At 58.9% G+C, this 20,269-nt stretch carries 14 protein-coding genes; 13 read left to right on the forward strand and 1 reads right to left on the reverse strand.

What is annotated here, in order from left to right:
- The first annotated feature begins 56 nt into the window (after positions 1 to 56).
- Positions 57 to 1,565, forward strand: coding sequence for an Asp-tRNA(Asn)/Glu-tRNA(Gln) amidotransferase subunit GatA (gatA, locus tag SH410x_RS24885; protein WP_473677393.1), 1,509 nt, complete (start codon positions 57 to 59; stop codon positions 1,563 to 1,565).
- 231 nt (positions 1,566 to 1,796) lie between these two features.
- On the opposite strand, the gene SH410x_RS24890 is transcribed toward gatA, so the two are convergent.
- Positions 1,797 to 4,676: a 2-oxoglutarate dehydrogenase E1 component gene (locus tag SH410x_RS24890; protein ID WP_473671770.1), complete on the reverse strand. Its 2,880-nt coding sequence runs from the start codon at positions 4,674 to 4,676 to the stop codon at positions 1,797 to 1,799.
- Positions 4,677 to 4,933: 257 nt separating this feature from the next.
- Here SH410x_RS24890 and SH410x_RS24895 point away from each other — a divergent pair, with 257 nt between their 5' ends.
- The 12 genes from SH410x_RS24895 to SH410x_RS24950 all read left to right on the forward strand — a co-directional run bounded on the left by SH410x_RS24895 (position 4,934) and on the right by SH410x_RS24950 (position 20,228).
- The gene (locus SH410x_RS24895) at positions 4,934 to 6,718 is read left to right on the forward strand and encodes an ABC-F family ATP-binding cassette domain-containing protein (protein WP_473671772.1); all 1,785 of its coding nucleotides are present in this window, start codon (positions 4,934 to 4,936) and stop codon (positions 6,716 to 6,718) included.
- 72 nt (positions 6,719 to 6,790) lie between these two features.
- On the forward strand, positions 6,791 to 7,807 hold the full coding sequence (ccsA, locus tag SH410x_RS24900) for a cytochrome c biogenesis protein CcsA (RefSeq protein ID WP_473671774.1): 1,017 nt from the start codon (positions 6,791 to 6,793) through the stop codon (positions 7,805 to 7,807).
- On the forward strand, positions 7,804 to 9,129 hold the full coding sequence (hemA, locus tag SH410x_RS24905; RefSeq protein ID WP_473671776.1) for a glutamyl-tRNA reductase: 1,326 nt from the start codon (positions 7,804 to 7,806) through the stop codon (positions 9,127 to 9,129). Before ccsA ends, hemA begins: the two co-directional genes overlap by 4 nt.
- 207 nt (positions 9,130 to 9,336) lie before the next feature.
- Positions 9,337 to 10,086 carry a 3-keto-disaccharide hydrolase gene (locus SH410x_RS24910; RefSeq protein WP_473671778.1) on the forward strand — a complete coding sequence of 250 codons (750 nt, stop codon included), beginning with the start codon at positions 9,337 to 9,339 and terminating at the stop codon, positions 10,084 to 10,086.
- Between the two features lie 7 nt (positions 10,087 to 10,093).
- Complete coding sequence (locus SH410x_RS24915) at positions 10,094 to 10,738, forward strand: sigma-70 family RNA polymerase sigma factor (RefSeq protein ID WP_473671780.1); 645 nt, start codon at positions 10,094 to 10,096, stop codon at positions 10,736 to 10,738.
- The gene (locus tag SH410x_RS24920) at positions 10,735 to 12,012 is read left to right on the forward strand and encodes an arsenate reductase/protein-tyrosine-phosphatase family protein (RefSeq protein ID WP_473671782.1); all 1,278 of its coding nucleotides are present in this window, start codon (positions 10,735 to 10,737) and stop codon (positions 12,010 to 12,012) included. The genes SH410x_RS24915 and SH410x_RS24920 overlap by 4 nt, the downstream gene beginning before the upstream one ends.
- A gap of 37 nt (positions 12,013 to 12,049) precedes the next feature.
- Positions 12,050 to 12,541: a ribose 5-phosphate isomerase B gene (rpiB, locus tag SH410x_RS24925; RefSeq protein ID WP_473677394.1), complete on the forward strand. Its 492-nt coding sequence runs from the start codon at positions 12,050 to 12,052 to the stop codon at positions 12,539 to 12,541.
- Between the two features lie 9 nt (positions 12,542 to 12,550).
- Positions 12,551 to 13,633 (forward strand): DNA polymerase III subunit, encoded by a 1,083-nt coding sequence (locus SH410x_RS24930; RefSeq protein ID WP_473671784.1) that lies wholly within the window; start codon positions 12,551 to 12,553, stop codon positions 13,631 to 13,633.
- 400 nt (positions 13,634 to 14,033) lie between these two features.
- On the forward strand, positions 14,034 to 15,626 hold the full coding sequence (locus SH410x_RS24935; protein ID WP_473677395.1) for an OprO/OprP family phosphate-selective porin: 1,593 nt from the start codon (positions 14,034 to 14,036) through the stop codon (positions 15,624 to 15,626).
- 89 nt (positions 15,627 to 15,715) lie between these two features.
- Positions 15,716 to 16,312, forward strand: coding sequence for a hypothetical protein (locus SH410x_RS24940; RefSeq protein WP_473671786.1), 597 nt, complete (start codon positions 15,716 to 15,718; stop codon positions 16,310 to 16,312).
- Positions 16,313 to 16,338: 26 nt separating this feature from the next.
- Positions 16,339 to 18,561: a cation:dicarboxylate symporter family transporter gene (locus SH410x_RS24945; RefSeq protein ID WP_473671788.1), complete on the forward strand. Its 2,223-nt coding sequence runs from the start codon at positions 16,339 to 16,341 to the stop codon at positions 18,559 to 18,561.
- A gap of 347 nt (positions 18,562 to 18,908) precedes the next feature.
- The gene (locus SH410x_RS24950) at positions 18,909 to 20,228 is read left to right on the forward strand and encodes a DUF1501 domain-containing protein (RefSeq protein WP_473671790.1); all 1,320 of its coding nucleotides are present in this window, start codon (positions 18,909 to 18,911) and stop codon (positions 20,226 to 20,228) included.
- Positions 20,229 to 20,269 lie beyond the last annotated feature (41 nt).

Here is a 20,269-nt window from a genome sequence, read left to right on the forward strand (position 1 = left end):
TTGACCGATACTCTTCCAGCCCGCCCTTTTTGTTTTTCGCTTTGGTTTTGAAAGATATGTTGGATTCGACGTCGACGATTCTTGAATTGTTGCGATCCGGTGACGCCACCGCTCGCGAAGTCACCGAACAGACACTCCGGGCGATCGGTGCGGTCCAGCCCACGATCAACGCCTACACACACGTGGCTTATGACGCGGCACTGAACGCCGCCGACGCCGTTGACCAGGATCGCAAAGCCGGCCGACCGCTGCCACCGTTGGCCGGATTGCCCGTCGCGATCAAGGATGTCTTGTGCACGTCGGACATGCCGACGACGTGCTCGTCGAACATGCTGCGAAATTTCACGCCGCCCTACGACGCCACCGTTGTCGCCAAGCTAAAACAAGCCGGCGCGATCGTGATCGGCAAAACCAACATGGACGAGTTTGCCATGGGTGCGTCGACTGAAACCAGTGCGATGGGGCTGACGCGGAACCCGTGGGACGAACTGCGGACGCCGGGCGGTAGCAGCGGTGGCGCCGCCGCTGCGGTCGCATCGGGAACGGTGCCCCTATCGATCGGTACCGACACGGGGGGTTCGATTCGGCAACCCGCCGCCTTTTGCGGGATCACGGGCTTGAAACCCACCTATGGTCGCTGCAGTCGACTCGGACTGGTGGCGTTCGCCAGCAGTCTCGATCAAGCCGGACCGATGGGCTGGTCCGTGGAGGACGTCGCGATCGGCCTGCAGGCGATGGCCGGCTATGACCCCGCCGACAGCACTTCGGTCGACCAGGAGGTGCCGGACTTCCAAGCCGCCATCGCCGGGCGCGACATGAAAGGTGTCCGCATCGGCGTCTTGCGAGACTCGATCGATCAAGAAGGCGTCGCGCCCGCAATCCGCAAGGCCGTGGCGGATGCGGAAAAAGTCTTCACGGATTTGGGCGCCGAAATCGTCGAAGTCTCACTGCAGCACAGTCCATATTGGGTGCCAACCTACTACGTGATCGCACCCTGCGAAGCGAGCAGCAACCTATCTCGATTCGATGGTGCCCACTATGGCTATCGCCATGAGGCGACCGGTGCCGACGAATGTGTTGACGAATCGCTGGTGAAAACGCAACCGCTCGAGGCAATGTATCGGGCCAGCCGCGCGGGCGGTTTCGGCAGTGAGGTTAAACGGCGGATCATGGTCGGCACGTACGCACTGAGCGAGGGTTACTATGACGCGTACTACAATCAAGCACTGAAGGTGCGGCGGTTGATTAGCGGCGATTACAACACAGCATTCGAAAGCGTCGACCTGCTCCTCGGGCCCGTGACGCCATCGCCCGCCTTCGGTTTGGGCGAAAACATCGACGATCCCATCGCGATGTACCTGTGTGACCTCTTCACCGTCGGCGCCAACCTCGCCGGCGTGCCAGCGATCTCATTGCCGGCGGGACTCGACGACGACGGCTTGCCAGTCGCCATCCAACTGCAAGCTCCCCTCATGCAGGAGGCGAAATTGCTCGCCGCTGGCGCCGGGTTCCAATCTGCGACGGAGTACCACCGGATGCGGCCCAACGGCTTTGTGGCGTTATGAAGGGATGGCTAAGCACCCGCGAACAAGTTCTTAGATAGACCCCGGAAATTAGCCGATTCCTGCCCGCAACCCTGAGCCAAATGCCGCAAGGCATCAGGCAACACGCGGCCGCCCCGCCCGCCGAGAGCGTGCGGCCACCATCAGCAGCTCGGCTCGTGAAAACAACCAGCCGTTAACGCCCAAACGGTGGGTCCTAGCGGCCCTCTCCAGCGAACAGTGCTGAGAACACTTCTACGCCAACCCTTCAAAGGCGGCCTGGATCAGTTCCGCTTGCTCGAGCTTGTGAGCGGCCATGCTGCCGGTACTGGGACTGGCCGATTCGGCACGTGTGGCTTTGGACAGTTTGAAGCGTGCCGCCAAGTCATCACCGAATTTAAATTTCATGTACGGCCACGCGCCCATATTCTCCGGCTCGTCCTGGATCCACTTGACCTCCGTGCCCGGGGGCAGGCCGTTGAGCGAATCAAGGAATTCCGATACCGAGAGCGGGTAGAGCTGCTCGACCCGCATGATAGCCACGTTCTCGATTTCTCGATCGGTGCGCGCCTGCAATAGGTCGTAGTAGATCTTGCCCGTACACAGCAGCAGACGCCGGGCGTCTTCCAGTGGGACCTTGCGATCGGGGAGGACTTTTTGGAAGCTCCCCGTTGCGACGATCTCCAATGGACTGGTCACCTCGGGGTGCCGCAGCAAGCTCTTAGGGGTCATCACGATCAGCGGCTTGCGCCACTTACGGATCACTTGCCGTCGCAGCAGATGGAAAAACTGCGCCGGCGTGGTCGGCTGGCAGACCTGGATATTGTCTTCGGCGGACATCGCCAGCCAGCGTTCGATGCGGGCGCTGCAGTGCTCGGGGCCTTGGCCTTCGAAACCGTGCGGCAGCAGCATGACCAATCCTGACAAGCGATCCCATTTGTCTTCGGCGCTGGCGATGAACTGGTCGACGATGACCTGAGCCACGTTCCAGAAGTCACCGAATTGAGCTTCCCAAATGCATAGCCCATTGGGGCAATCGAGCGAGTAGCCGTATTCGAAACCGAGCACCCCCGCTTCGCTGAGCGGGCTGTTGTAGAGTTCCAGCCGGGCCTGATCTTTGCCGACGTGTTCCAACGGCACGTAGAGTTCACCGTTACGAACGTCGTGCAGCACGGCGTGCCGATGGCTGAACGTTCCCCGTTGACAATCCTGGCCCGTCATGCGGATAGGATGCCCCTGGTCGAGCAGGGAGGCGAACGCCGCAATTTCAGCGGCGGCCCAATCCAAAGGCAGGTTGCCCGCGGCCATTTCACGCCGCTGCGAAAATGGTCGCTTCAGTTTCTTGTGCGAGGAAAACCCGTCGGGCAGCCGCGTCAATGAATCGAGCAACTCGCTCAGCTTCTCGACGTCGATTGTGGTATCGACGGGATCGTCGGGTTCGGGACCACCAAAAAACTCGGCCCAGTTCGCGGCCAGAGTCTGAGTATCGGGGGTGAAGGACTCGTTCTTACTGGCTTCGAATTCACGCTCGAGTTTCTCGGTTCGCTCTTGGCTGATCTCCTCGGCTTCGGCTTCGGTGATCTTACCGAGTTTCAACAATCTGTTGAGGTACTGTTGCCGGACACCTGGTCGACTATCGATCTCCGCGTACATGCGTGGCTGGGTGAAACGCGGTTCATCGCCTTCGTTATGTCCCCAACGGCGGTAGGCATAGAGATCGATCACGACATCGCGATGAAACTCTTTGCGGAAATCCATCGCCAGGGCAACGACTTGAGCGACCGCCTCGGGATCCTCCCCGTTGACGTGAAAAATCGGAATTTGCAGCATACGGGCGATGTCGGTCGCGTACGTGGTGCTGCGTCCGTCTTGAGGATCTGTCGTGAAACCAACTTGGTTATTGATGACCACGTGCAACGTCCCGCCGGTGCGGTAGCCCGGCAGTTCGCTGAGGTTGAGGGTTTCCTGCACGATGCCTTCCCCCGCGAACGCGGCATCGCCGTGGACCAAGATCGTCATCACTTCTTTGCGTGCCGCGTCGCCTCGATTGTCTTGCTTGCAACGGCTACGCCCTTGCGCGACGGTGTTAACGAACTCCAGGTGGCTGGGGTTAAAACACAGCGAAATGTGCAGCATATCGCCGGAAGCGGTCTTCCAATCGCTGCTGTAGCCGAGGTGGTAGCGCACGTCCCCACCCCCGCGACTGAGCTCGGGATTGGGATCGTCAAACGACCAGAAAATATTCATCGCTCGTTTTTTAAGGATGTTCGCCATCACATTGAGCCGTCCGCGGTGGGCCATGCCCAACACGACTTCCTGCACTTTGTGCTGGCCCGCCTTCTCCAACGCCAAATCGAGCAGCGGGATCAGACTCTCGGCGCCTTCGAGCGAAAAGGTTTTAGCACCGACGAATTTGCGGCGCACGAATTCTTCAAAAATACTCGCGTCTGCTAGCCGAGCATAAATTCGCCGCTGCCGTTCGTAGGACAGCTCGAGTCGATTCTCGGTCGTTTCCATTCGTCGCTGCAACCAATCGCGGATATTGCGATTGTCGATGTGCATGAACTGGGCGCCGATGGAGCGACAGTAGGTTTGCTGCAGCTTTTTCAGGATCACGTCGAGCGTGCTGCCGGTGACGTTCTCGAGGATGCTGCTATCGAAGGGACGCGCGAGGTCCTGATCACTCAATCCGTAGCTTTGCGGCGAGAGTTCAGGGCAGCGATTTTCGTACAAACCGAGCGGGTCGAGTTTGGCGACGAGGTGCCCGCGGACGCGATATTCCCGCACGAGCTGGTCGACGCGGTCTTGGATGCGGGCCAGCCAGAGGGCTTGGTCGACATTTTGGTTGCCGGTTGAACCGTGTGGCAACGCACCATTGACGTCGATTGCTTTCGAACCGGCAGCACTCTCGATGGCTGCGCCGCGACCTTGGGAGGCAGTGGTCTCCCCCATCGGACCGGAAGCCCGGGTCCGAGACGTTCCAGCAGCCTGGGGCGGTGCTGTTTCCTGCACCGGAGCACCTGCGCCCACGAGGAACTGTTCGAAATAATGACGCCAAGTTTCAGAGACGCTCGACGGATCACGTACGTACTGCACGTACAGATCGTCGATGTAGTCCAACGAATAACTATTCATGAGCGAGGGCGGCGACCCAGCCGAGCAGGCGCTGGTCGCAGAATTGGCTTCAAAAGGAGTGGGTTAGCAGTGCCAGGAACGCGGTTCATAAAGCGAATTGCAGCCGCTTTAGTTTATCTCGAACGGGCGGATGGATACTCTACGCAAGCAACGCCCATAAGGGTAGGCAAGACATGGTGAACTTTTTCGTGTTTCTCGCTACGTTGGGGTGCCCGCATTGTTCCTCTTAACTTCCCCACACAATAAATCTTGGATTCATGGCCGTTCTGATTCAGCTCCGCGACGCTTTCAAACGCTTCGGTGATCAAATTTTGCTCGATGGAGCGAATGCCAGCCTGGTTGATGACGTCAAAATTGGCTTCGTCGGCCGCAATGGTGCCGGCAAATCCACCCTGCTGCGGATTTTGCTCGGTGAGGAGGAAGTCGAGAAAGGCGAGGTGATTCATCACCCAAGTCTGCGGATCGGCTATCTACGACAGCATGATCCGTTTGAAGAAGGCGAATCGGCACTGGATTTCTTGATGCGTGACAGCGGGGCCCCTGATTGGCAGTGTGGCCAGGTGGCGGGCCAGTTCGAACTCAAGGGCGAGTACCTCGAAGGTCCTGTTAAGGCGCTCTCGGGGGGCTGGCAGACGCGGGTGAAGCTGGCCGCGTTGCTGCTGCACGATCCCAATTTGTTGATGCTTGACGAACCGACGAACTTTCTCGACTTGCGGACGCAGATTCTGCTCGAGCACTTCCTGCGTGATTTTGGCAAAGCGGCGTTGATCGTCAGCCACGACCGCGCGTTCCTAAAAGCGACCTGCAGCCAAACGCTGGAATTGGCGAAGGGACAATTGACGATGTTCCCTGGGAAAGTCCATGATTTCCTGGAATTCCGGGAAGAGCGCCGCGAGCACGATCGCCGTGTCAACGCGACCGTCATCGCGAAACAGAAACAGCTCAAGCAGTTTATCGATAAAAACCGCGCCAATGCGTCCACGGCCAGCCAAGCGCGCAGCAAGGCGAAGCAACTCGAGAAACTGCAGACCGTCGAACTGCAGGTCGACGAGCCGACCGTCAATATCCGGGCCCCACGCGTCCAACCCCGGCAAGGCACCGCCGTCCGATGCGACCATCTCGCGATCGGCTATCCCGGCCACCGTGTCGCTGACGATATCACGCTGGAAATCGAGCACGGCCAGCGAGCGGCGATTGTCGGTGACAACGGGCAAGGCAAAACGACGATGCTGCGGACGCTCGTGCGATCGCTCGAACCGCTCGATGGCACGATGAAATGGGGGCATGGGATCGAGATCGGCACCTATGCCCAGCACGTCTACACGACGCTCGACGAGCGACAAACGATCCTCGAACACCTCGAATACGCGTCCGACCCCGACACGACTCGGCAAGACGTGCTCGCGATGGCCGGAGCGTTATTGTTTCGCGACGAGGCGATTCAAAAGAAAATCAAGGTGCTCAGCGGGGGCGAGCGAGCCCGCGTGTGCATGGCCAGCCTCCTGCTCGGGACCGCCAATGTGCTCGTGCTCGACGAACCGGGTAACCACCTCGACGTCGAAACGGTCGAAGCCCTCGCCGAAGCCCTGCGACTGTATAAGGGCACGGTTATCTTCACGAGCCACGACCGCCACTTCATGGCCCGCGTGGCCACCAACGTGATCGAAGTCCGTGACGGCCGTGTGCGAAACTACTTCGGCAGCTACGACACGTACTGCGAGGCGGTCGAAAAAGAAGTCTCCGAAGGCGAGCGACAACGCAATGCGGTTGCCGGGAAGTCGAGCGCGCCCGCAGGCGGTGGGGCCAAGAGCGATGCCAAGGATGATCGCCAGCAACAGAAGAATCAGCGAAAAACGGGCAAGGAGCTGAAGAATCTCGAACGCAAAATCGCCAAACTTGACGGTGAGAAAAAAGAGCTCAGTGAACTGTTGCTCAAGGAGACCAAGCCGAATGAGGCGGTCCGACTGCACGACCAGATCAAAGCCGTTGAGGTCGAACTGAGCGAAGCGGAAGAAAAGTGGATGGAACTCAGCGATTTCTAATTTTTTTGCCTGCCCCGCGATCGAGTGCACCCTCGCTTGCGCATTAGGCATGTCTTTGTGTAGGATAGGGCGATGCTCCCCATGCTCCATCAAATTTCGATTACTTGTTTCACAACGAGCTACGCCATCGCGCTGCTAATTGAGCTGCTGCGGTTGGTGGGTCGGCGCCTGCCCGGGCGTGGCCTGGCGGGACTGGTGATGATGGCGATCGGAATTTTCACGAATATCCTCTATCTAACATTGCGCGCAACCGTAGAGAACCCAGGGGGTGCCGGCGCCCCCGGTGGCGCCTCGGCAATCGAGGCGGGGCGGTTGGCGACGTGGACGGATTTCTCGCTGATGGTCGCCCTGGGACTGGCGATCTGTTATTTCATCCTATACTTGCGGCGACCGGACACCGTCATCGGATTTTTCTTCCTGCCCGCCATTCTGGCGTTGATCGCATTAGCGATTTCGGTGCGGCATCTGCCTGCCTTTGATCGCGGGGAAGCGACCGCGTTCTGGCGAAATGTGCATGCGATCTCGATGATGCTCGGGACCGCTGCGGTGCTGTTTGGTTTCCTAGCCGGAGCAATGTACCTGGTCCAGTCCTGGCGACTCAAACGCAAGCGAGCCGGATCGGCATTGCGGCTACCAACCTTGGAAACCCTGCAGAATCTCAACCGCCGCTGCCTCGTGATCAGCACGATTGCCGTCGGTGTCGGTCTGGTTTCCGGGGTCGTCATGAATCTCAACCGGTGGGGCGAAATCCCGTGGACCAATCGTGGCATCATGCTGTCAGGGGTCCTTTTCGCATGGCTGGCCTCCGCCACGATGGTCGAATTTTTCTATGCCCCGGCGAGCCGGGGCCGCAAGGTCGCCTACCTGACGCTGGCGAGCTTCGGTTTCCTCGTATTGGCAATGTCGGGCTTGCTGACGACCTCCCACGGTGGCACCACGGCGAATGCGGAAAACGCGCCAGCCCACCCCGCAAACGCGCCGGACACCCCCGCAGGCGAACCGGACACCCCCGCAGGCGTGCCCGCCCACACCGACGGCGTGCCTGCCAAAGCGATCGCCCCCCTGGCCCCGCAGCGAGGTGACTCATGACGCTGCAGATGATCGGGTGCTCGCACCATGACGCCGCCGTGGAGATCCGCGAGCAACTATCGTTCTCCTCCGAGCACTCCGCGCAAGCTCTCGCGACATTTGGCGAGCGGTTCGATGGCGCCGAATTGGTTGTGCTGTCGACCTGCAATCGGGTCGAACTCTACGCCGCCGGTGGCGCATTTGGATCGGGGATGACCGCGCGAGAATCGGCTGGGGGATCCTTGTCGGACGAACAGGTGCAAAAAGCGCTGATCGAGTTCGTGGCAGAATGCTTGGAAAAGCCCCCCGAGTTCGTGGGCGAGCACATGATCGTTCGCCAAGGCAACGCGGCACTCGACCACCTGTTCTTGGTCGCCGCGAGCCTCGATAGCATGGTCGTGGGCGAAGCTCAGATCCTCTCGCAGGTCAAACAGGCCTACGATCTGTCGAACCTCGCTGGGGCGACCGGACCGCTGACGCACGCGGCCTTCCAAGCGGCCAACCGCGCCGCCAAACGGGTGCAAACCGAGACCACCATCCACCGCCGCCGCCTGAGCGTGCCGAGCGTTGCAGTCGGTGAGGTGGTCCCCGAAGTCTTCGAAACCTTGCGTGGCAAACGCGTCGTCGTATGCGGCGCCGGCGAGATGGCCGAGGAAACATTGCGATATCTCAAGAGCGGTGGCAGCGACAATCTGTGCATCGTCAACCGTGGACTGGAGCGTGCGTCCGCGCTGGCAGAGGTTTTCGGTGCCGAGGCTCGCCCCTTGAGTGAGCTGCCCGAACAAATTGTCGCCGCGGATCTGCTGATCGGAACCACCTCTGCGGAAGAGCCGCTCGTCGACGCAGCGACCTTTTCCCGGCTCAATGCCCAGCGGGGCGGGCGAGTCATGCTGGTACTCGATCTCGCCGTCCCACGCGACTTTGAGCCCGTCATTGGCGACGAACCCGGCGTCTATCTGTACCAGATCGATGATTTACAAGCCGCCTGCAATCGCAACCGCCGCGAACGTGAAAAACAGTGGCCCCACGCCAAGGCGATCCTGGACGAAGAAGCCAACCGCTTCTTCGAGTCGCTCCAACAACGGGCGACTGGGCCGGTGATCCAGCGTCTGCGGCAGCGGGCCGACCAAGTCAAATCGGCAGAACTGCAGCGGTTGTTCGATAAACTCAACGGCTGCACGGACCCATCGATGACGAAAGAGATCGAGAAATCGTTCGACCGCCTGACGAATAAACTGCTGCACCCGCCGATGGCATCGCTGCGTGATGACGCCGCCGCTGGCCACTCGCGGGGACTACTCGAAGCCCTGCGACACCTGTTCAATCTGGGCGACGATTTGTAGGGTTTTTGTAGGTCGCGGGGAGTTTTGAGGTATATTGTCTGCTGCATCGCGATGCTAGCGGGCGATTGACGCCCACAACCCGACGCGTTCGTTTCATTTGCGTGTTCAAAAGCAATCAACCTGGGGCGGCGCTCCAAACGATTCGCTGTCGTGCCTCCGGCACCCGCAGAACTCTTTCCCCTCACTCCCTCACTCCCACTCCCCAAAATGCTCCACCGCCATCTCCTGATCACTGCACTCGCACTCACCGCGACCATCTCGCTTTCGACTCGGCCCCGCGCCCAAGAAGCGGCGACCCCCGAAACGGCCCCCGCCGCCCCCCGGTCCCTGCAAGGTGGCGAAGTGACCGTATTGTTCGATGGCGAGTCACTCGATGGCTGGCGCGGCCGAAACGATCTTTGGGCTGCCGAAGATGGCATGATCGTCGGCAAAACGAGTGACGAAAAGCCGATCAAGCAGAACACGTTCTTGATCCTGGACGAGGAGGTCAAGGGCGATTTCGAACTCACACTGCAGTTCAAAATCGATGGCGGCAACTCAGGAATCCAATATCACAGCCGCGTGGTCGATGAAGACGAATTCGTGGTTTCAGGTTACCAAGCCGATATCGATGCAGCGAATCGCTTTGCCGGTATCCTGTACGAGGAAAAAGGCCGTGGAATCCTCGCTCTACGCGGCCAAAACGTGGTGATTGGGGAGGATGGCAAAAAGAAAGTCGAAACGTTCGCCGATGCAGTCGAATTGGGCAAAGGAATCCATCCGGGCCAGTGGAACGACTACCGCGTCGTGGTCCGGGGGCATCAGCTCGAGCACTTCATCAACGGGACCCAAACGATCCAGCTAACCGACAACCAGAGCGACAACTCACGCGATTCCGGCGTGATCGCCCTGCAACTGCATCAGGGCCCAGCGATGACGGTTCAATTCAAAAACATCACGCTGCGGCAGTGGAAGTAGCACACCGATGAGCAAATCCATTTGGCCGCAGGGGGACAAGACCGACGTGCTGATCCAATCAGCACGCGCGGGTGATCCCGATGCGGTCAATCAGTTGCTCGACCGGCACCGTGCAGCCATCCATCGGCTGGTCGAAATGCGACTGGACCGCAAAGTCCAGCAGCGAGTGGACGTCAGTGATGTCGTCCAGGATGTCTTGGTCGACGCCAGCGGGCGGCTCCCGCAGTACCTGAGCGATCCCGGCATGGCATTCCACCTGTGGCTGCGGCAGATTGCGTGGGACCGAATCATCGATACCTATCGCCGCCACCGCGTCAGCGCCAAACGCAGCATGGATCGCGAGCAGCCGATGCACCGCGGCGGCGTCAACGAATCGACCATCAATCTCGCGATCCAGCTCAGCGATCCAGGCCTCGGACCGGCCGCGGTCGCGACCCAACACGAGATTGCTCGCCGGGTCGAAGCGGCAATCGAGAAACTCGATGACGCCGACCGTGAAGTGATCTTAATGCGTCACTACGAACATCTATCGAACCTGGAGATTTCCGAAGTACTCGGCCTCCAGCCCCCCGCTGCTAGCATGCGCTACCTCCGCGCCCTTCGCCGTCTCCGCAGCGTGCTCGAACAAGACGACGATATGGAAATCGAATGATCTACGACTTGCAACAAACCGACGACCCGCGTGACATCGTCCACCGCAGCGTGCAAGCGCTGGCCGAAGGTGACGTCATTGGATTGCCGAGCGAGACCGTCTATGGCGTTGTCGCCAGCGCGCTGTGCCCTGCGGCAGTGGAGCATCTTGCCGAATTGGTGGTGGGGGCTTCTGCGGCAAGTTCGGAGCGGGCAACTCCAGCAATCCCGCCAGGACATATCGCTCTTTGTGCCCGCAGCAGCGACGCAGTCGGCGATTTCCTCGTCCCCCGTACCAAACTCGCCCGCCGCTTGAGTGAGCGCTGCTTCCCGGGGCCACTGACTCTGATTGCAAACTGTGACCGGCAGCAATCGGCTGTCGGGATGCTGCCCACCAGCGTGCAGGCGGTACTGCACCGCTTTGCTCGCCCCCAAGGCGAGCACGAGGGCGAGCCCACGGAAAAAACCTGCCCAGTGGCCTTCCGGGTCTCCAATCATCGCTTGCTCAGCCATATCCACCGGTACCTGACCGCACCCTTGGTGTGGGGAGAATTCTCGCTTACCGGTGGGTCAGCGATCACCACGGCGGCGCAGTTGGATGCCCATTTATCGCGGCACACGGGCTCTAATCCGGTACCTGTCCTGCTAGATGATGGTGTCAGTCGCTATGGTGGAGCGGGTACGATCGTTCAATTGTCAGGAAACTCCTGGCAAATCCTACGAGAAGGAGTGATTCAGCGAGCCGCCATGAACCAGTTTGTCAAACCTGTGATTGTCATTGTTTGTACGGGCAATACGTGCCGCAGTCCCATGGCAGAAGCCTTGCTGCGAGATATTTTGGACCGCCGATTCGGCCGGGAAGATGTCGCTCGCGTGCTTTCGGCGGGCGTTGCGGCCCAGCGCGGCCACGGCGCCAGCCCGCAATCGGTGGAAGTGATGGGGCGCCGCGGATTGGATTTGACCGGACACGCCAGCCAACCGCTTGATGATCCCGTGATGTCGATGGCTGATCTCGTACTGACCCTGACCCGGCAACACCGCGACGCAATCCTGGCGGCGTGGCCGAATCGGAAGGGACGGGTGTTCACGCTCCGCCGAGACGGTGGTGACGTCAGCGATCCCGTTGGCATGCATGTTGACGTTTACGAACAATGTGCTGATCAGATCCGCGAGGAACTGGAGAAATGGGTTGACGCATTGGATGACGATTTTTTTCCAATAGCGACTGACAACGAGCCTCATAAGGGCCATAATGGAAGCGATGCCACGGACGCCCGAGCAATCCCTGAGGAGTAATCTATTGAAAGTTGGTTTAGCAAGCGATCACCGCGGGGTGCATATCAAAGCGCGACTGGTGCAATGCCTGACGCATGAAGGGTATGACGTTTTCGATGCTGGCACCGATTCGTCGGATCCAGTGGACTACCCTGATTACGCGATTGAGATCGCTGGACGAATCGCCAAGGGCGAACTCGATCGCGGTATTTTGATCTGCGGGACAGGCATTGGCATGTCAATTGTCGCCAATAAGTTCCCCGGCGTGCGCGCCGCGCCCTGCTATGACGAGGTCATGGTGGAAATGTCGCGGCGTCACAACGACGTCAATGTGCTGTGCTTGCCCGGCGACTTGATTGGCGAACGTTCGGTGGACGACCTGGTACTGATGTGGCTGAGCACCGAATTTGAGTGCGGTCGCCACGGGACCCGCGTCGACAAAATTTGCGACTTAGAGGCAACCGTCCATTCGGACCGGAACCAAGACAGTCGTGCGGTCCCGGCAGCGACCGTCGCGACGCCCTCGTCGTCTACCTCCCGCGCCAGCTGAGCGTCTCGATTGGCAACCCCTCGCGTCGAATCGCATGCGTTCCCCCGTTCTTGGGACGATCTAATCGGTCAAGAACGAATCCGCTCCACGCTCGCTAATGCGATTGCCAAGCGTCGGCTCGGCGGCAGCCTGCTGTTCGTCGGTCCACCTGGCGTCGGCAAAACTGCCGCGGCGCTATTGCTCGCCCAGACCGTATTATGTCGCCGCAATTCATCGGCGGACATGCATCCCTGTGGTGAATGTGCCGACTGCGCGCAAATTCGTGCGGCGACGCACCCTGACTTAATTCAAGTGTCCAAGCCGCGGGACAAATCGCTGATCCCGCTCGAGCTGCTCATCGGCCCCGTCGATGCCCGCTTGCAGGAAGGGTTTTGCCATGACGTGCATTTGCGCCCCATGCAAGGCGAACGCAAAGTCGCCATTCTGCACGACGCTGATTTCCTCAACGAAGAAGGCGCTAACTGCCTGCTCAAAACACTCGAGGAACCCCCCGCCAACGCAGTCATCATCCTGATCGGCACCAGCGAACAACGACAGCTGCCGACGATCCGCTCTCGCTGCCAAACGATGCGGTTCACCAGCCCCACGGGAGCAGAGGGACGCGAGTTGCTGCGGCAACATCTCCAACGCCTTACCGAGGAAGGCCAATCGCCACCCTCACTGACAGACCCGGAACTCGACGAGGCAATCGAGTTGGCAGCGGGCGACCTGCAGGTTGCTGCGCGTCTGGCGAGCGGTCAGAGCAGTGAGATACGCGGGAAACTTCTTGCTCAACTCAGTGCTCCCGTTCCCGATCCGATGATCATCGCTCGGTGCATTAATACGCATCTCGATGAGATCAGCAAGAAAGAGGCTCCGCTACGCCGCGCCGGCCTCCGCGATCTATGCTCGATCGCGGTTCAGCACTACCGCAGCGAATTGCGCGAGGCGGCTCGACAAGGCCGATTCAACGACGCCGGTGCGCGGCGACTGGATCGAACCCTCCGCGTGTTTCGCGAGATCGACCGCAGTGCCAACCTCAACGCACTCGTTGACTGCTATGCCGCTGACCTCTCCCTTGCCATCACCGGCGACCGCGGCAGTATCGGCTGATCGGTCCTGTTAAACTGTCCCGACTACCCAGCTTGCGACAGATACAAAGGATGCACCGACAGCGGTGAGCATGATGCCGCTACAATCTTAATAAACGTTAAAATCGCGATTCTTCACGAGATCGGATCGATAGCAAGGTCGATCGTACCTATGCCCCCACGCGGAAGTCTTTCCATTCAACCGCGTGGCGGCTGCCCCGTGCGTCCACCGCTGATCATGCGGCCCGATGGACAGGCGATTCAACGACATTTGGCTCGATCACTTGCACGCCGGTGCTTGGTGCGAAGCGAACCTCAATCACGCCTTTTCGTGCGAGAGAAGGGAGGTTCGAGTCGCCGTATCAAAGGATTGATACGACGCGGCGACTATTCAACCGTTCACGGAGGACTTTTAAATCGTGATGACCTTATCCAAACTGCGTCAGCAACGCACGAAATTGGCGTTTATTCTGCTGGCATGTTGGGGAAGCACCAGTGCCCTGGGCGGGGATAACGGCGATCTGGATATCGCTCCGAGTCTATTCCAGCCGAGCTTCCATTCAGCGTTACTCGACGCCCCGTCATTCACTCCTGCGGACTTAAGCGAAACGGAGAAGTCGAGCAGCGCTGTCGCTGGGCTACTCGAATCCGATTCCGTTGCTCCCGCGAGCAAAACGGTTCCTGCCGAGGACTACGAGAAGCTGCTCGAACGAGTCGGAGACCTTGAATCTTCGTGGAAGAAGTACCAGGACGAGCAGAGCGATGAGTCGGCTGCCAAAAAGCAAAAACCATGGCTCAAAATCAACGGCCGCGTCCACCTAGACAGTTGGAACTTTCCCAGTAGCGATCCGGGGATCAACTATTTGGAGACAGGGGACCCAGCGATGGATCCTCAGGACCGCATCCTTTTCCGCCGGCTCCGCTTAACGTTCAGCGGCGAGATACCGCAGAACATGCTGTATCGGATTCAGATTGACTTTAACAATCCGAATGCCCCCGAACTGAAGGACGGGTACCTCGGCTGGAACCACCTGCCCCATAACCAGACTTTGCTCTTGGGGAACCAGAAGCGACCGATCGGTTTAGATCACCTCAACAGCAGTCGTCACAACTTGTTCATTGAACGACCGTTGGCGGTGGAAGCGTTTAATGAAGATGCTCGCCGCTTGGGTTTATGCATGTACGGCTTTACCGATGACGAAATGATCAACTGGCGATACGGCGCGTTTTTGCTGGAGAACATCAGCAATGACGGTCGGTACATCGGTGATTCCAAGCAAGCCGGAATGTATGGTCGCTTGGCCGCCAGCCCCTGGTACGACGAAATCAGTGGAGGTCGCGGTTACTGGCACTGCGCTGTTGCCGGTTCGGTCAATCATACCGATGGCAATGGCACACTCGATGACGACGATAACAGCAATGATGCGAGATTCCGAACGCGTCCGGAGGCCCGCAGCAGCTCGCGATGGTGGGACACGGGCCGAATCCTTGGTGCCAATGGCTATCAGCAATTGGCGTTCGAGTCGATGCTGAATATCGGAGCGTTTCAATTGACGGGGGAATACCTCAATACCTGGGTACAGCGTGAGCCCCTGGGTGGATTCAACGGCAGCGGGCTGCATTTCCAAGGCGGCTATCTATTCGCGAACTACTTCCTGACCGGTGAGTACGTTCCTTTAGATCGCGAGTCAGGCACGATCGATCGCGTCAAACCAATGGAGAACTTTTTCTTGGTCGACCGACTCACTGGGGGACGAGGGGCCGGATGGGGCGCTCTGTCGATGGGGCTTCGCGGCGATTACCTCGACCTGTCGGACTCGGACATTCGCGGTGGCCAAGGCTATACCGTGACGGCGGGGATGAACTGGTACTGGACCGCCTATTCCAAGGTGCAGATGAACTATATCGCCGGGTCGATTGATGATGCCGGCCAGGGCCGCGCCACCGGTCCGATGCCCGCTGGCGTCTCCGGAGATTTCGGGATCCTTGGATTCCGCTACATGGCCGATTTCTAATTCGCTCGATGGTTCATGCATGCTGAGGGCGACCAGCCACCGCTCGGAATCGATTGCGACCCAAACTCTTTTGCAACGGAAGGAAAACCATGATCATAAAAAGTGCTTTCCAAGTCGGCCTGATGGTCGCGGCAGCGATGTGTGCACTGACCACCCACTCCGCAGTCGCGGGGCATGGCAAACTGCTCGATCAAACGGGCTGCATTTGCTGTCCCGCCTGTGACCATGTTTGCAAGCTCGATGCCAAAAAAGTGGAGGAAGAGCGAGAGGGCTTTCAAGTAGAATCCAAAGCCATCTGCATTCCTCGCGTCGTTTTCCCGTGGCAGAAGGAACGCAAAGCGGCTTGTGCGTCGTGCGATGCCTGCGGTGGCCAAGGTTGTATCGCCTGCGTTCACAATGGTGCACGAATACGAAAGGTTTGCGTCCTGAAATCGGAAAAATACAAATGCCCGGCGTGCAAGTACTCTTGGTCGGCAGAAAAGAAGGAACACGGTGGCACGTGTGCGGGCGGACCGTCCTGCGATTGCCCCCGTCGTGGTGGTGACGGATCGGCCAGCGTCAATACTCAAGCGGTGCCGCAGCCGTCGCCACAGCCGTCGCCGCAGGCCACCACCGCGCGTGCCGCAGACGAGACGCTAGGGTTGATCGACTACTATCTACCGTCGGCGGGGCACTCACAGCGATAAAGATTTCCTGAAGGAACGGAGGCACGATGGAAAATGCGAAATCTGCGGTCCCAACTGACCGCGTCCCAGCGACAGGCCGGCACCGCTGGCTGCGGTGGGGCTTGTCGTCGCAGATTCTAGTGGGGCTGTTCAGTGGACTGCTGGCTGGTTTGTTCTTCGGTGAGATGTGCGCGCCGCTTTCGCTTTTGGGCGATGCATTTGTCGGCCTGCTGCAGATGACGGTGCTGCCCTATATCGCCGTGTCGCTGGTCGCCAGCCTGGGGCGACTATCGCTCGGCAACAGCAAACGTTTGGTCAAAATTGGTGGTATGGTGCTGCTGGTGTTGTGGGCCATTGCGTTGGGCACCGTCGCGATTCTGCCGAGCGTGTTTCCCGACTGGAGATCCGGCTCGTTTTTCAGCACGGCGATGGTTGAGGCACCCACCAACGTCGATCTGGTGTCGTACTTCATTCCCGCGAATATCTTCTCTGCCCTGGCAGCTAACCACGTCCCCGCAATCGTGCTCTTTAGCCTCTGCATGGGGCTGGCGTTGTCCAAGATCCCGCAACGAGAACAACTGCTTGATCAGTTAGACATCTGCTCGGCAGCATTGATCCGAATCAGCGGCCTCGTCACTCGCTTGGCACCCATTGGGATTTTTGCCATCGCTGCCAGCACGGCAGGCACCGTGTCACTCGCCGAGGTCAGCCGCTTGCAAGTCTACCTGGTGGCCTACTCGGCCGGGGCGGTTTTCTTGGCGTTCATCGTGCTGCCGCTGCTGGTCACTACCTTAACGACATTGTCCTACCGCGACGTCATGTCAGTGGTGAAGGAACCGATGCTGACGGCCTTTGCGACCGGCAAGCTAATCATTGTGTTGCCGACTCTCATCCACAACACCGAGCAGATGCTTCGCCGCCATCAGATCAACGATGGCGATGATCGCTCACCACCGACTAGCGCATTGTACGGCGTCGCCTATGCGTTCCCGCACGTCGGAAAACTGTTGAGCTTGCTGTTCGTTTTCTTCGCCGCGTGGTTTGTTGGAACGCCGGTCCAAACCAGCGCATACCCCAGTCTCCTGGGCAGTGGATTGTTCGCATACTTCGGGGGCCCCATCATCGCGATCCCCTACCTGTTGGATCAGATGCACCTACCGCATGACATGTTTCAACTCTTTCTCGTTTCGGGTGTCTACGGCGAGCGATTGGGCGACGCCGTTGGCGCGATGCATCTATGCGTGCTTACCCTGATTTCAATCTTTGGGTTGAATCGATCGCTCCGATTCAATCCCGTGCGACTGGCCAAGTTCGCGCTGACGACCGGGATCGTGGGGATTGTCATTTTGTTTCTCATCCGCGCGTCACTCGATCACTTTGTCGCTGCCGCCGCGGATCGCACGGAAATCATTGACAAAATTCATTTGCTCGAATTGCCGGTCGAGAACGTGGTGATCGAACATCCAGGCCCCAACCCCACGCCGCTGCTGGCCGGCGAAACGATACTGCATCGCATTCAGCGACGCGGCATTTTACGCGTCGGCTACAACGAGGACAAAGTGCCGTTTGCGTTCTTCAATGGGCGACAGCAACTCGTTGGCTACGACATCAACATGGCCCACGTGCTGGCTCGAGATCTTGGCGTCACGCTGGAGTTCGTTCACTTTGACCGCGCCACCCTGATCGACCAACTCAATGCCGATCACTTCGATGTCGTGATGTCTGGCCTGGCCGGAACCCTGAATCGTGTCCAGGCGATGCAGCATTCCTCCAGCTACATGGATGTGAACCTAGCATTCGCATCCCCCGATTTTCGCGTCCAGGAATTCCAATCGTTGAAATCCATTCGGATGCAACGCCGTTTGAGAATTGGAGTGGTTGATCCGAGCCGTGGATTTGCCGAACGACTGCGGACCTCGCTCCCCAATGCCACATTTGTCGAAGTCCAGCGATATCGTGATTTCTTCACATCAAAGCAGGACAATATCGATACGCTGCTCATCAGCGCCGAAAGCGGCTCCGCATTCACGTTGATGTATCCGCACTATGAAGTCGTGATCCCCGAAGGATTGAAGGTGCAGCTTCCCTTGGTCTATGGCATCGGCCATCGGGATGCCGAGTTTCGCGACCTATTGGATCACTGGATCTCGCTGCGCCAGCGGGATGGAACCGCAGAAGAATTCTATGATCACTGGATCCTGGGCAAAACAAACGCTCACCAACAGCCCCGCTGGTGCATCATCCGCGACGTGTTGCACTGGGTAGAATAAGCGACATCGAACGCCGCCAAATTTAAAAACAAGCATTTGACAATGTGTCGCAGCCTGCTATCATGCGCAGCAAGTGGTATAATGCAGCGGTTGTAGCGGCTGTGACAATGAGCCACTCCCACCCATTTCAACGGTTTATTCATAGCGTCTTGCTGTTTTAATCCGCCCTACCCTTAATTTGTGCATCGCGTACGTCAAGAGCTGCTTGCCAGCGGTGAACGGGCGTTCCAACAAATTCCTACCTCGCGTTTCGATCGAACCTTCACGGCAGCGGAAAGTTTCTCCGCGAGTCGGGCGAGGATCGTATAGGAACCTTACTCCCTGCTCTTTTTGAGGAGCCGACAACGATGTTGTGTCACGGAAATCCATTGACCCGGTCGGGTCTGTTCGGACGTCGCGGTTTTTTGATGGCCGGTGCGGCCGGTGGTTTGGGGCTGTCGCTGCCCGAGCTGTTGATGCGTCAGGCAGCCGCCGAGATGAAACAGTACGAGTTTATCAAAGCCCGTGCCAAGAGCGTCATTCACGTTTTCCTGCCGGGTGGTTTGGCTCAACAAGAGTCGTTCGATCCGAAGCCTTACAGTCCCCTCGAATATCGAGGTGAGCTCGGCACCATCAAGACGAACACGGGCGAGGTCGTCTGCAACTCGATGCCGAAACTGGCTCAACAAGCCGACAAATACTGCGTGATCCGCAGCATGACACACGGCGAAGCGGCTCACGAACGCGGCACGCACAACATGTTCACCGGCTACAAGCCCAGCCCGGCACTGAAGTATCCGAGCTTCGGAGCGGTCGTTAGCCACGAATATGGGCCGCGTGACAACATGCCGGCCTATATTTGTATCCCCAACGTCCCCAACGAATATGCGGGCACGGGCTATCTGCCGAGCAGCTACGGCGGATTCGCACTCGGTGCCGATCCGGCGCGGGATGATTTCCAGGTGCGTGACCTCAATCTGGCAGGCGGTGTCGATGCGGAACGTTTTGTTCGCCGCAAAGCCGCCTTGGAACAAATCAACCGGCGTTTTGTCTCGACGACCACTGCCGACAATGTCGGTGCCATGAATACGTTTTACGAGCGTGCCTATGATCTGCTCGATACGCCGGCAGCGAAGGAAGCCTTCGATCTGTCGAAGGAAGACGGCAAGATGCGTGATCGATACGGGCGCAATCAAGCCGGTGCGCGGATGTTGATGGCGCGGCGTTTGGTAGAGGCTGGCTCACGTTTGGTGACCTTGACCTACGGCAGCTGGGATTTGCACACCGATCTCACCGGCGGTACGAAGCGTCAGATGCCGGCGCTTGATCAGGGCCTCTCGGCGTTGCTCGAGGACCTCAGCGAACGGGGCATGCTCGACGAGACCCTAGTGATGGTCACCAGCGAGTTCGGCCGCACTCCGAAACTCAACAAAGACGCCGGTCGTGACCACTGGCCGAAGGTGTTCAGCGTGATGCTGGCCGGCGGTGGGATCAAGGGCGGGATGATCCACGGCGCCTCAGACGCCACAGCGACTGAGCCCGAAATCGATCCCGTTTCACCCGCTGATCTCGCTTCGACGATGTATCACCTGCTGGGTATCGTCTCGGACAAGGAATTGATGGCCCCCGGTGGCCGTCCTATTGAGATCGTCGATGGCGGCAAGCTGATCCAAAATATCATTAGCTAGCAGCCGTTTGGCCCGATTACCCGCCATCCCCTCCGAAAAGA

It is taken from the genome of Rhodopirellula sp. SH410 (assembly GCF_055811895.1).

What these genes read in the sequence shown, in the direction of transcription:
- gatA (WP_473677393.1), top strand. Translation starts at nt 57, where the DNA reads ATGTTGGATTCGACGTCGACGATTCTTGAATTGTTGCGATCCGGTGAC.
- SH410x_RS24890 (WP_473671770.1), bottom strand. Translation starts at nt 4,676, where the DNA reads ATGAATAGTTATTCGTTGGACTACATCGACGATCTGTACGTGCAGTAC.
- SH410x_RS24895 (WP_473671772.1), top strand. Translation starts at nt 4,934, where the DNA reads ATGGCCGTTCTGATTCAGCTCCGCGACGCTTTCAAACGCTTCGGTGAT.
- ccsA (WP_473671774.1), top strand. Translation starts at nt 6,791, where the DNA reads ATGCTCCCCATGCTCCATCAAATTTCGATTACTTGTTTCACAACGAGC.
- hemA (WP_473671776.1), top strand. Translation starts at nt 7,804, where the DNA reads ATGACGCTGCAGATGATCGGGTGCTCGCACCATGACGCCGCCGTGGAG.
- SH410x_RS24910 (WP_473671778.1), top strand. Translation starts at nt 9,337, where the DNA reads ATGCTCCACCGCCATCTCCTGATCACTGCACTCGCACTCACCGCGACC.
- SH410x_RS24915 (WP_473671780.1), top strand. Translation starts at nt 10,094, where the DNA reads ATGAGCAAATCCATTTGGCCGCAGGGGGACAAGACCGACGTGCTGATC.
- SH410x_RS24920 (WP_473671782.1), top strand. Translation starts at nt 10,735, where the DNA reads ATGATCTACGACTTGCAACAAACCGACGACCCGCGTGACATCGTCCAC.
- SH410x_RS24935 (WP_473677395.1), top strand. Translation starts at nt 14,034, where the DNA reads ATGACCTTATCCAAACTGCGTCAGCAACGCACGAAATTGGCGTTTATT.
- SH410x_RS24940 (WP_473671786.1), top strand. Translation starts at nt 15,716, where the DNA reads ATGATCATAAAAAGTGCTTTCCAAGTCGGCCTGATGGTCGCGGCAGCG.
- SH410x_RS24945 (WP_473671788.1), top strand. Translation starts at nt 16,339, where the DNA reads ATGGAAAATGCGAAATCTGCGGTCCCAACTGACCGCGTCCCAGCGACA.
- SH410x_RS24950 (WP_473671790.1), top strand. Translation starts at nt 18,909, where the DNA reads ATGTTGTGTCACGGAAATCCATTGACCCGGTCGGGTCTGTTCGGACGT.